The sequence below is a fragment of the Streptomyces sp. NPDC040622 genome, from assembly GCF_055593965.1.
Genome location: NZ_JBVIXD010000007.1, coordinates 231,219 through 242,285, shown reverse-complemented (window position 1 = coordinate 242,285; position 11,067 = coordinate 231,219). Strand labels below are relative to the sequence as shown.

Sequence of the window (11,067 nt, the reverse complement as noted above, 5' to 3'; positions counted from 1 at the left end):
CGGGAGGCCGCTGGTACCACCAACGGACACCCCCCCCCACGCGACGTCGCTCCGGCCCGTTCGCTCTGAACGGGCCGCGCACGGCGGTCCTTCAGCGGGCGGTGGCGGCGCCGAACCACCGCGGCAGCCGGGCGAGCAGGTCCTGCTGGTCCTCGCCGGCCCACACCACGTGGCCGTCCGGCCGCAGCAGCACCGCGGGTACGTCGAGTTCCTCGCTGACGTCGACGACGTGGTCGACGCGGTCCGCCCAGCCCGCCAACGAGAGGCGGCCGGTCTGGTCGAGCAGCAGACCGCGACCGCCGTGCATCCGCTCGTAGAGGCCACCCTTCTTCAGGCGCACGTCCCGCAGCCGCCGGCCGAGCAGGTCGTGGCCCTCGGCGCCGACGTCGTAGCGGACCCCGATCGCGATGATCTTCTCCATCAGGTACCGGTTGACCTCGTCGAAGTCCATCAGCTGCGACAGCAGGTGGCGCACGGCCCGGGGCCCGGGATCGGTGGACATGAGTTCCATCTGGGCGCGGGTGTTGACCAGGACGTCGGCTGCCACCGGGTGCCGCTCGGACTCGTAGGTGTCCAACAGCCCTTCCGGAGCCCAGCCGTCGACCTCGGCGGCCAGCTTCCAGCCCAGGTTGAACGCGTCCTGGACGCCGAGGTTGAGGCCCTGCCCGCCGGTCGGCGGGTGGATGTGCGCCGCGTCGCCGGCCAGCAGCACCCGTCCGGTCCGGTAGCGCTCGGCCTGCCGGGTGGCGTCGCCGAATCGGGACAGCCAGCGCGGTGAGTGGACGCCGAAGTCGGTGCCCGCGACCGCGCGCAGCCGCTGCTTGAACTCCTCGAAGTCCGGCGGGACCGACCGGTCATCGGCCACCCCCTCGGCGGGCACGACGACGCGGAACACCCCGTCGCCGAACGGCCCCACGCCGAACCGCTTCTGGGTCTTGCGTACGTCGTCCATCACCGCGGCGATCTCCTGCGACGTCGCCGTCAGCTCCATCTCGCCCAGCAGCGTCTCGACCCTGGAGGGCTCGCCGGGGAAGCCGATGCCGAGCAGCTTGCGCACGGTGCTGCGGCCGCCGTCGCAGCCGACGAGGTAGCGGGAGCGCAGCCGTGTGCCGTCGGCCAGTTCGGCCGTCACGCCCTGGTCGTCCTGGCTGAGCCCGACCAGCTCGCAGCCGCGCCGGATCTCGGCGCCGAGCCCGACGGCGTGCTCGGCCAGCAGGCGGTCGGTGACGGGCTGCGGGATTCCGAGGGTGTAGCCGTGCGCGGTGTCGAGGCGCTCGGGCGCGGGCTTGTCGATGCCGGCGAAGAAGCCGCGTACCGGGTATTGGCGGCCGTTCTCCAAAAACCGTTCCAGCAGGCCGCGCTGGGCCATCACCTCGATGCTGCGCGCGTGCAGGCCGAGCGAGCGGACGACCTTGGTCGGCTCGGCCTCCTTGTCCAGCACGAGCGTGCGCACGCCGTGCAACCGCAGTTCGCCGGCCAGCATCAGACCGGTCGGGCCGCCGCCGACCACGATCACGTCCACCATGGGGGTTCCTCTTCGCGTCGACAAAAGGACATGAACTCCGCGGATCGGGTATTTCCGCAGGTTCTGGTCCGGGCCGACGATTGTGCAGCACACGGGGGGCCTTGCCGCAAGGCCCCCCGTGAGCTATAAGTTGAGAGTGGCAAGGAGCGCGTGACCTCCTTGCCTTTGTTGTTTTCCGGACGGGGCCGGTGGGGTCCGACGGCGTTCGCCGGTGCCGCGGTTCAGTCCTGGACGCTCGTGAGGAGACCGTCGAGCGGGGCCGGTGTCTGTCCCGGTCCGAGGGCCTCCACCAGGAGACGGCCGTAGCGGATCTTGCGGCCCTTCTTCGTGCCGAAGAAGCGCCTCAGCAGGTGCTCCCGGGGCCGGCCGTCGTGCGCGGGCTGGCGCAGCAGCGTCTGCCAGGCACGCAGATCGCCCTCGCCCTCGATGATCTCCTCGACGCGCGCCGCCCCCAGCGCGCGGATCAGTTCGTCCTCCAGGTCCGCCACGCACACGAAGAACTCCCTGTGCGCCACCCCGGCCCGCTCCAGGCCACGCTCGTAGAACCCCTGCTCACCCACGTCGCACAGCCCGGTCAGGCGCAGGCCAAGACCGGGCGGGCCGAGCAGGCCCGCGTACCGGCCGACGCTCATCGCCCCGCCCATCGATACGACGCAGACGCCCTCGGCGGCGAGGTCCCGGCCCCGCCGGGCGGCCAGCGCGTCGACGGCCGCGAGATCGCTCGGGCCCTCCAGCAGCACCGCCGTCCGCAGCCCCAGCCGCTGCGACAGTTCGCCCGCCGGTCCGCCGGGGCCGCCGGCCGCCCAGCTGTGCACCGCGTCCCGGAACGCCCACATGTCCGCCATGGCACGAGTCTGCCCGTCCGAGGTCCGCTCCGGTACGCAATATTTCCGGTATCCCAGGTATCCCAGGTATCCCAGGTATCCCAGGTATCCCGGGGGTACCCGGGGCGGCCGCGCCTCAGCGCGGGGCGAGGATGTCGAACTCGTTGCCCTCCGGGTCGACCATGCACGTCCACGGCGCGTCGCCCTGGCCGAGGTCGATGTCGGTGGCGCCGATGGCCCGCAGGCGGTCCGCCTCCGCCAGGCGATCGTCGTCGGCGTAGGGCCGGAGATCGAGGTGGACCCGGTTCTTCACGGTCTTGGTGTCGGGCGTGCGCCGCAGCGTGAAGTACGGGCCGACGCCCTTCGCGGAGCGCAGCATCGCGTGATCGTCGGTGACCTCGTGCAGGGCCCAGTCCATCGCCTCGCCCCAGAACCGGGCCATGGCCCGCGGATCGGCGCAGTCGGCCACGACCGCGGCGACCGGACCGGTGCCCCGGTAGATGTCCCGGGGCTCCGCCACGCAGAACTCGTTGCCCTCCGGGTCGGCCATGACCGTCCACGGGACGTCGCCCTGGCCCACGTCGGCGGGTGTCGCGCCGAGTTCCTTCAGGCGCGCGACCAGCTCCGCGTGGTGGGCGGGGGAGGTGGTGGCCAGGTCGAGGTGCACACGGTTCTTCACCGTCTTGGGTTCCGGCACGGTGATGACGTCGATGAAGACGGTGGAGGGGTCGGGATACGGGACGCCCTCGGGCTCGACGTTGGTCACCACGCCGGGCACCTCGACGGAGGTGCCCCAGCCGAGCGCCTCCGCCCAGAACCGGCCGACCGCGGAGTCGTCCCGGGCGTTCATCGCTATCTGAACAAGGCGCAGTGTCATGGCGGTGATCTTATGCACGTCGCCCGACGGGTGGCGCGGCATATCCGTGCGAAGCCCCGGGGTGCCCGGAAGACGGTTTCCCGGGGGTGAGCCCCGCGCCGTCAAGTCCAGCGGCATCGCGCGCGAGGACCTGTTCGTCACCACCAAGCTGTGGGTCCAGGACGCCCCCGCCGAGGAGAACCCCCGCCGCGCGTTCGAGACGTCCCTGGACGAGCTGGGCCTGGACCACCTCGACCTGTACCTGATGCACCAGCCCTTCGGCGACGTCTACGGCCAGTGGCGTGCCATGGAAGCCCTCCACCGCGAGGGTCGCGCCAAGGCCGTCGGCGTCGCCAACCTCTATCCCGACCGTCTCGTCGACCTGATCGTCAACAACGAGATCGTGCCCGCGGTCAACCAGATCGAGACCCACCCGTTCTTCCAACGCGCCGCCTACCAGGACCTCATGCGCGAGCACGGCGTGCGGATCCAGTCCTGGGGCGGCTTCGCCGAGGGCAGGAACGACCTGTTCACCAACCCGCTCCTGGCCGGGATCGGCGAGGAGCACGGCAAGTCCGTCGCGCAGGTCGTGCTCCGCCGGCTCACCCAGCGCGACGTCATCGCCATCCCCAAGTCCGTGCGCGCCGAGCGCATGGCGGAGAACCTCGACGTCTTCGACTTCCGGCTCACCGAAGAACAGCCGGCCCGGATCGCCACCCTCGACACCGGCGCCTCACTGTTCTTCGACCACCACGACCCGGAGATCGTCACGGGTCTCGCCAAGCGCCGCCCGGGCGCCTGACCCGCGTCCTCACGAGGGATGAGCGACGGGCCGTGCGGCGATCACTGTCCGGATTCAGGGTGGGCCGTGGAGCCGGTCCGGGCGGTGCGCTGCACGAGGCCGCCGAGGATGAGGGCGAGGCCCGCCTCGAACGCCGCTTCGTGGTCGAGGACCGGGACGTCGGCCGGCAGGTCCTCGTGCGGGCCCGCGTCCGCCTGTTCCTCCAGCACGCAGCCGACCGTGTACCGGCCGGCGGCCAGCATCGCCATCTGCGCGTCCTTCTCGGGCACGCCGGAGCTGACGAGGAAGTTCATCTTGTGCCGGATCCGGTCGAGGTCGCCGGCCGGGGTGCTGCCGGCGTGAAGGCGTGCACCGTCGCGGCGCCGCAGCAAGGTGCGCCGGAAACTGCGCGAGTTCTCCAGAAACCACGCGTGCCAGTCGTCCCCGGGTGCCGGGAGCGGTGCGGTGGCGTGCGGGGCCATGGCGGACTCGGCCATGGCCGCCAGGAGGTCCTTCTTGGTTCGGAAGTGGTAGTAGAGCGACGGCTGTTCGACACCGAGCCGTCCGGCCAGCCGCCTGGTGCTCACGGTTTCCAGGCCCACTTCGTCGAGCAGGTCCAGTGCCTCGGCGACGACGGTCTCGCGGTTCATCTTGGTCACGTTGACATTCTATCGGTGATAGAAGACTCTGAGGAGAAATCAATCACCGATAGAATGTGGAGTGGCTGTCATGACGGACGGGATCACGAAGCCCCCGCTGCGGGTCCTCGTCGCCGGTGGCGGCGTCGCCGGACAGGCGCTGGCCTTCTGGCTCTCCCGCGGCGGTCACCGGGTGACGGTCGTCGAGCGTTTCCCGGCGTTGCGCGCCTCGGGCGCCCAGGTCGACCTGCGCGGGCAGGGCATCGAAGCAGTCGAACGCATGGGGCTGCTGGACGCGGTGCGCGGCCGGCTGGTGGACGAGGCGGGCGTCGCGTTCGTCGACTCCCACGGGAAACCGAAGGCGACGATCATGGCGAACACCTCCGGCCGGGGCCGCCAGACCCTCACGTCGGAGTACGAAATCATGCGCGGGGACCTGGTGCGCATCCTGCACGAGGCGGCCAGGGGCGGCGCCGAGTACGTCTTCGGCAAGAGCGTCGACGGCTTCGACCAGGACGAGCGCCACGTCGCCGTCCATTTCTCGGACGGAACCTCCGCAGAGTACGACCTGCTGGTCGGCGCGGACGGCCAGGGCTCACGCGTCCGCCGCGCGCTCCTGCCGGAGAGCTTCGACCCGTACCGGCGCATCGGCATCCACATGGCGTACTGGTTCGTCCCGCGCATCGCCTCCGACACCAACATCCGCGACACCTGCATGGTCCCGGGTGGCCGGCAGATCATGCGGCGCAGCCACAACGCGACACAGACCCAGGTGTACTTCGTGATGCGCGAGGAGTCGGCGGAGGCCTCGGAGATCCACCGCGCCCCGCTCGATCGGCAGCAGGAGTTCTGGGCCGGGCGCTTCCGCGATGCCGGATGGCAGACCGAACGGTTCGTCGAGGGCATGCGGACGAGCCCGTTCTTCTACTCCCAGGAGATCGTCCAGGTGCGCACCGGCACCTGGTCCAAGGGGCGCGTGGTCCTGGCCGGTGACGCCGCGCACTGCGCCTCCCCCTACAGCGGGATGGGCATCTCCGGCGGCCTGGTCGGCGCCTACGTCCTGGCCGGTGAGATCAACCGGCACGCCGACGACCTGCCCACCGCCCTGGCGAACTACGACCGCGTGCTGCGGCCCTTCGCCGACGAGATCCAGGCCGAGGTGAACCCGCGCCTGCTGCGTGTGGGCATGCCCATGGGGCGGCACGCGATCAGGGCCTTCCAGGCGGCCACCGCGCTCGCCTGCTTCTTCCGCATCCCCGACCTGGTCGCGCGGTGGTCCAGGCAGGACCGAGGCGGCGACTGGCGGCTCCCGGTGTACCCCGTCCCGGTCGCCGACCAGGAGTAGCCGACCAGGAGTAGAAGCACCGCGTGCCAATGGAAGCGCCAAGCCGCAACGCCCCTGCCTGCCCCCCCAAGGCGGCGCATTGCATAAAACTGCAGCGGAACGTATAGTCATGCCATCCAAGAGGAGGGTTCCATGAGGGTACGCGCAGCAGTGGCAGGAGCGAGTGGGTACGCGGGCGGCGAGCTGCTGCGTCTGCTGCTCGCCCACCCCGACGTAGAGATCGGCGCCCTCACCGGCAACTCGAACGCGGGCCAGCGCCTGGGCGCGCTGCAGCCCCATCTGCTTCCGCTCGCCGACCGCGTCCTCGAGCCGACCACGGCCGAGGTCCTCGCGGGGCGGGACGGGCCGCACGACGTCGTCTTCCTCGCGCTGCCCCACGGGCAGTCCGCCGCCGTCGCCGACCAGCTCGGACCGGACGTCCTCGTCGTCGACATGGGCGCGGACTTCCGCCTGAAGGACGCGGCGGACTGGGAGAAGTTCTACGGGAGCCCGCACGCCGGCACCTGGCCCTACGGCCTTCCCGAGCTGCCGGGCGCCCGCACCGCGCTGGCGGGGTCCAAGCGCATCGCGGTGCCCGGCTGCTACCCCACCGCTGTCTCGCTCGCGCTCTTCCCCGCGTACGCGGCGGACCTCGTCGAGGCCGAGGCGGTCATCGTCGCGGCGTCCGGCACGTCCGGCGCGGGCAAGGCGGCCAAGCCGCACCTCCTCGGCTCGGAGGTCATGGGCAGCATGTCCCCGTACGGCGTCGGGGGAGGCCACCGGCACACCCCGGAGATGATCCAGAACCTCTCCGCCGCCGCGGGCACCCCCGTCACCGTCTCGTTCACGCCGACCCTGGCCCCGATGCCCCGCGGCATCATCGCCACTTGCAGCGCGCGCGCCAGGCCCGGCGTCACCGCCGAGTCCGTGCGGGCCGCGTACGCCAAGGCGTTCGCCGACGAGCCGTTCGTCCGCCTGCTCCCCGAGGGGCAGTGGCCCGCCACCGGTGCCGTGTACGGGTCGAACGCCGTGCAGATCCAGGTCGCGTACGACGAGGCCGCCGGGCGCGTGATCGTCATCAGCGCCATCGACAACCTGACCAAGGGCACCGCGGGCGGCGCCCTGCAGAGCATGAACATCGCCCTCGGCCTCGACGAGGCCACCGGGCTCACTACGATCGGAGTCGCGCCGTGAGTGTGACGGCAGCTAAGGGATTCACGGCCGCGGGCATCGCCGCCGGGATCAAGGAGAACGGCAACCCGGACCTGGCCCTCGTGGTCAACACCGGGCCCCGCCTGGCCGCCGCCGGCGTCTTCACCTCCAACCGCGTCAAGGCGGCCCCCGTCCTCTGGTCGGAGCAGGTCCTCAAGGGCGGCCTCGTCTCCGCCGTCGTCCTCAACTCCGGCGGCGCCAACGCCTGTACGGGACCGCAGGGCTTCCAGGACACGCACGCCACCGCCGAGAAGGTCGCCGACACGCTGTCCCTGAACGCGGGCGAGGTCGCCGTCGCGTCGACCGGACTCATCGGCGTCACCCTCCCCATGGACAAGCTCCTGCCCGGGGTCGAGAAGGCCGCGGGCGAACTCTCCGCGCACGGCGGCGAGAAGGCCGCCATCGCCATCAAGACCACCGACAGCGTGCACAAGACGTCCGTGGTCACCCGGGGATCCTCCGGGACGGAGTCCGGGGGAGGCTGGACCGTCGGCGGCATGGCCAAGGGCGCGGGCATGCTCGCCCCCGGCCTCGCCACGATGCTCGTCGTGCTGACCACCGACGCCGACCTGGAGGCGGACGTCCTGGACCGGGCGCTGCGGGAGGCCACCCGGCTCACCTTCGACCGCGTCGACTCCGACGGCTGCATGTCGACCAACGACACGGTGCTGCTGCTCGCCTCGGGCGCCGCCGAAGTCACCCCCGATTACGCCGAGTTCGCCGAGGCCGTCCGCGCGGTCTGCGACGACCTCGGGCGCCAGCTCATCGGTGACGCCGAGGGCGCGAGCAAGGACATCAAGGTCGACGTCGTCAATGCCGCGAGCGAGGCCGACGCCGTCGAGGTGGGCCGCTCCATCGCCCGCAACAACCTCCTCAAGTGCGCGCTGCACGGCGAGGACCCCAACTGGGGGCGGGTGCTCTCCGCCATCGGCACCACGTCCGCCGCCTTCGACCCGAACCTGCTGAACGTCGCCATCAACGGCGTCTGGGTCTGCAAGAACGGTTCGGTGGGCGAGGACCGCGAGCTCGTCGACATGCGCTACCGGGAGGTCGTCATCACCGCCGACCTCGCGGCCGGCAGTGACACCGCGACGATCTGGACCAACGACCTCACCGCCGACTACGTCCACGAGAACAGCGCGTACTCGTCATGACCAACGACATGACCAAGGACGCGGGCAGCCAGCCCACCGCGCGCAAGCACACCGCGCTGCCCAAGGCCCAGATCCTCATCGAGGCGCTGCCCTGGCTGACCAGGCACCGCGGCAAGACCGTCGTCATCAAGTTCGGCGGCAACGCCATGGTGGACGAGGAGCTCAAGGCCGCCTTCGCCCAGGACGTCGTCTTCCTGCACCACGCGGGCCTCAGGCCGGTCGTGGTGCACGGCGGCGGACCGCAGATCAGCAAGGCCCTCGACCGGCACGGCATCGTCAGCGAGTTCAAGGCGGGCCTCAGGGTCACCACGGAGGACGCCATGGACGTCGTCCGCATGGTCCTCGCCGGACAGGTGCAGCGCGAGCTCGTCGGCCTGCTCAACCAGCACGGCCCGCTCGCCGTCGGCCTCACCGGCGAGGACGCGCACACCATCACCGCCACCAAGCACCAGCCCCGCATCGAGGGCGAACTGGTCGACATCGGCCGCGTCGGCGAGATCACCGAGATCGACACCGGCGCCATCGAGGCGCTGCTCGCCGACGGCCGCATCCCGGTCGTCTCCTCGATCGCCCGCTCCCAGGACGACGGACATGTCTACAACGTCAATGCTGATACGGCGGCTTCGGCACTCGCTGCGGCGCTTGGTGCCGAGACCCTGATGGTCCTCACCGACGTCGAGGGCCTCTACGAGGACTGGCCGCACTCCGACGAGGTGATCAGCAGGCTCACCGCGAAGGAGCTGGAGAAGCTCCTGCCCGAGCTGGCCAGCGGCATGGTCCCGAAAATGGAAGGCTGCCTGCACGCCGTGCGCAACGGCGTCGAGACGGCCCGCGTCATCGACGGACGCGTCCAGCACTCGATCCTGCTGGAGATCTTCACCGACGAAGGCATCGGCACCATGGTCGTCCCCGACCGGGTCGACCTCGTGAACAGCGGCACCGGTCAGACCGGCGCGGAGGGGGAGTCATGAGCAACCAGGAGCTGACCGCGCGCTGGCAGGGCGCGCTGATGGACAACTACGGCACGCCCAGGCTGCCGCTCGTGCGCGGCGCGGGCAGCAAGCTGTGGGACGCCGACGGCAAGGAGTACGTCGACTTCGTCGGCGGCATCGCGGTCAACGCGCTCGGCCACGCCCACCCGGCGATCGTCGAGGCCGTCAGCCGGCAGATCGGCGCCCTCGGGCACGTCTCGAACCTCTTCGTCGCCGAGCCGCCCGTCGCGCTCGCCGAGAAGCTGCTGCAGCTCTTCGGGCGCGAGGGCCGGGTGTACTTCTGCAACTCCGGGGCCGAGGCCAACGAAGGCGCCTTCAAGATCGGTCGGCTGACCGGGCGTCCGCACATGGTCGCCACGGACGGCGGCTTCCACGGCCGGACCATGGGCGCCCTCGCCCTCACCGGCCAGCCCGGCAAGCAGAAGCCCTTCGTGCCGCTGCCCGGTGACGTCACGCACGTCCCGTACGGCGACGCCGAAGCGCTGCGCGCCGCGGTGAGCACCGAGACCGCCCTCGTCGTCATCGAGCCGATCCAGGGCGAGAACGGCGTCGTCGTACCGCCCGCCGGCTACCTCAAGGCGGCCCGGGAGATCACCGAGGCGACCGGGACCCTCCTCGTCCTCGACGAGGTGCAGACCGGAATCGGTCGCACCGGCGACTGGTTCGAGTACCTCGCGCACGAGGGCGTGGCGCCGGACGTCGTCACGCTCGCGAAGGGTCTGGGCGGCGGACTCCCGCTCGGCGCGACCGTCGCGTTCGGCGCGGCGGCCGAGCTGTTCAAGCCCGGTCATCACGGCACGACCTTCGGCGGGAACCCCGTCGCGTGCGCGGCGGGCCTCGCCGTCATCGACACCATCGAGGCGGAGGGCCTGCTCGCGAACACCAAACGGGCGGGCGAGAAGCTGCGAGGCGGAATCGAGTCAACCGGACACCCGCTCGTCGGTCATGTCCGGGGCTCGGGGCTGCTGCTGGGTATCGTGCTCAACGAGCCGCTCGCGCCGCGCGTGCAGCAGGTGGCTCAGGACGCCGGCTTCCTCGTGAACGCGCCCGCCCCCGATGTCGTACGGCTGATGCCGCCGCTGAACGTGCGCGACGACGAGGTGGACGCGTTCCTCGGGGCGCTGCCCGCGATCCTGGACAAGGCCTCAGAGGCCGACGGGGACGGACGATCCGGAGAATGAGACGACGATGAGTCAGGCGCACGAGCACGGCGACCACGCGGGGCCCGCCGTGCCGCAGACCCGCACCGCACGCCACCGCCGGATCGTGGACATCCTCAACCGGCAGCCGGTGCGCTCCCAGAGCCAGCTGGCGAAGCTGCTCGCCGACGACGGTCTGACCGTCACCCAGGCGACGCTCTCCCGGGACCTGGACGAGCTGAACGCGGTCAAGATCCGCAACGCCGAGGGCGACCTCATCTACGCGGTGCCGAGCGAGGGCGGTTTCCGCACCCCGCGCGCGCCGCTCGGGGAGTCGGCCAAGGAGGAGCGGATGCGGCGTCTCTCCGCGGAGCTGCTGATCTCCGCGGAGGCCTCGGCCAACCTCGTCGTGCTGCGCACGCCGCCGGGCGCGGCCCAGTTCCTGGCGTCCGCGATCGACCAGGCCGAACTGCACGACATCCTCGGCACCATCGCGGGCGACGACACGCTGATGCTCATCAGCAGGGAGCCGACGGGCGGCCAGGCACTGGCGGACCACCTGCTGCGGCTGGCGTCGAACGAGCATTGACGAGCGTTGAGGATCAAGCGGGGGAGCGCCGGA

At 71.2% G+C, this 11,067-nt stretch carries 11 protein-coding genes; 7 read left to right on the top strand and 4 right to left on the bottom strand.

What is annotated here, in order from left to right:
- Positions 1 to 91: 91 nt before the first annotated feature.
- The 3 genes from rox to ACZ592_RS21630 form a co-directional block, all read right to left on the bottom strand.
- Positions 92 to 1,525 carry a rifampin monooxygenase gene (gene rox / locus ACZ592_RS21640; protein WP_471583212.1) on the bottom strand — a complete coding sequence of 478 codons (1,434 nt, stop codon included), beginning with the start codon at positions 1,523 to 1,525 and terminating at the stop codon, positions 92 to 94.
- Positions 1,526 to 1,746: 221 nt separating this feature from the next.
- Positions 1,747 to 2,370 (bottom strand): TOPRIM nucleotidyl transferase/hydrolase domain-containing protein, encoded by a 624-nt coding sequence (locus ACZ592_RS21635; protein WP_471583211.1) that lies wholly within the window; start codon positions 2,368 to 2,370, stop codon positions 1,747 to 1,749.
- Between the two features lie 115 nt (positions 2,371 to 2,485).
- A complete protein-coding gene (locus tag ACZ592_RS21630; RefSeq protein ID WP_471583210.1) occupies positions 2,486 to 3,226 on the bottom strand; it encodes a VOC family protein in 741 nt (246 codons plus the stop codon).
- Between the two features lie 61 nt (positions 3,227 to 3,287).
- Between ACZ592_RS21630 and ACZ592_RS21625 the strand changes: the two genes are divergently transcribed.
- Positions 3,288 to 4,007: an aldo/keto reductase gene (locus tag ACZ592_RS21625; RefSeq protein ID WP_471583209.1), complete on the top strand. Its 720-nt coding sequence runs from the start codon at positions 3,288 to 3,290 to the stop codon at positions 4,005 to 4,007.
- A gap of 41 nt (positions 4,008 to 4,048) precedes the next feature.
- Here the strand turns inward: ACZ592_RS21625 and ACZ592_RS21620 are convergent, their stop codons facing one another.
- Positions 4,049 to 4,636 (bottom strand): TetR/AcrR family transcriptional regulator C-terminal domain-containing protein, encoded by a 588-nt coding sequence (locus ACZ592_RS21620; RefSeq protein WP_471583499.1) that lies wholly within the window; start codon positions 4,634 to 4,636, stop codon positions 4,049 to 4,051.
- Positions 4,637 to 4,715: 79 nt separating this feature from the next.
- Between ACZ592_RS21620 and ACZ592_RS21615 the strand changes: the two genes are divergently transcribed.
- The 6 genes from ACZ592_RS21615 (at position 4,716) to ACZ592_RS21590 (ending at position 11,034) form a co-directional block, all read left to right on the top strand.
- Positions 4,716 to 5,969: an FAD-dependent monooxygenase gene (locus ACZ592_RS21615; RefSeq protein ID WP_471583208.1), complete on the top strand. Its 1,254-nt coding sequence runs from the start codon at positions 4,716 to 4,718 to the stop codon at positions 5,967 to 5,969.
- A gap of 132 nt (positions 5,970 to 6,101) precedes the next feature.
- Complete coding sequence (gene argC / locus ACZ592_RS21610) at positions 6,102 to 7,142, top strand: N-acetyl-gamma-glutamyl-phosphate reductase (protein WP_471583207.1); 1,041 nt, start codon at positions 6,102 to 6,104, stop codon at positions 7,140 to 7,142.
- Positions 7,139 to 8,314, top strand: a complete 1,176-nt coding sequence (argJ, locus tag ACZ592_RS21605; protein ID WP_471583206.1) for a bifunctional glutamate N-acetyltransferase/amino-acid acetyltransferase ArgJ — start codon at positions 7,139 to 7,141, stop codon at positions 8,312 to 8,314. Before argC ends, argJ begins: the two co-directional genes overlap by 4 nt.
- Positions 8,311 to 9,285 (top strand): acetylglutamate kinase, encoded by a 975-nt coding sequence (gene argB, locus ACZ592_RS21600; protein ID WP_471583205.1) that lies wholly within the window; start codon positions 8,311 to 8,313, stop codon positions 9,283 to 9,285. The genes argJ and argB overlap by 4 nt, the downstream gene beginning before the upstream one ends.
- Complete coding sequence (locus ACZ592_RS21595) at positions 9,282 to 10,487, top strand: acetylornithine transaminase (RefSeq protein ID WP_471583204.1); 1,206 nt, start codon at positions 9,282 to 9,284, stop codon at positions 10,485 to 10,487. Before argB ends, ACZ592_RS21595 begins: the two co-directional genes overlap by 4 nt.
- A 7-nt stretch (positions 10,488 to 10,494) precedes the next feature.
- Positions 10,495 to 11,034 carry an arginine repressor gene (locus tag ACZ592_RS21590; RefSeq protein WP_471583203.1) on the top strand — a complete coding sequence of 180 codons (540 nt, stop codon included), beginning with the start codon at positions 10,495 to 10,497 and terminating at the stop codon, positions 11,032 to 11,034.
- The last annotated feature ends 33 nt before the right edge of the window (positions 11,035 to 11,067 follow it).

Bases quoted from the DNA above. Each gene is read 5' to 3' on its own strand.
- rox (WP_471583212.1), bottom strand. From the start codon at position 1,525: ATGGTGGACGTGATCGTGGTCGGCGGCGGCCCGACCGGTCTGATGCTG.
- ACZ592_RS21635 (WP_471583211.1), bottom strand. From the start codon at position 2,370: ATGGCGGACATGTGGGCGTTCCGGGACGCGGTGCACAGCTGGGCGGCC.
- ACZ592_RS21630 (WP_471583210.1), bottom strand. From the start codon at position 3,226: ATGACACTGCGCCTTGTTCAGATAGCGATGAACGCCCGGGACGACTCC.
- ACZ592_RS21620 (WP_471583499.1), bottom strand. From the start codon at position 4,636: ATGAACCGCGAGACCGTCGTCGCCGAGGCACTGGACCTGCTCGACGAA.
- ACZ592_RS21615 (WP_471583208.1), top strand. From the start codon at position 4,716: ATGACGGACGGGATCACGAAGCCCCCGCTGCGGGTCCTCGTCGCCGGT.
- argC (WP_471583207.1), top strand. From the start codon at position 6,102: ATGAGGGTACGCGCAGCAGTGGCAGGAGCGAGTGGGTACGCGGGCGGC.
- argB (WP_471583205.1), top strand. From the start codon at position 8,311: ATGACCAACGACATGACCAAGGACGCGGGCAGCCAGCCCACCGCGCGC.
- ACZ592_RS21595 (WP_471583204.1), top strand. From the start codon at position 9,282: ATGAGCAACCAGGAGCTGACCGCGCGCTGGCAGGGCGCGCTGATGGAC.
- ACZ592_RS21590 (WP_471583203.1), top strand. From the start codon at position 10,495: ATGAGTCAGGCGCACGAGCACGGCGACCACGCGGGGCCCGCCGTGCCG.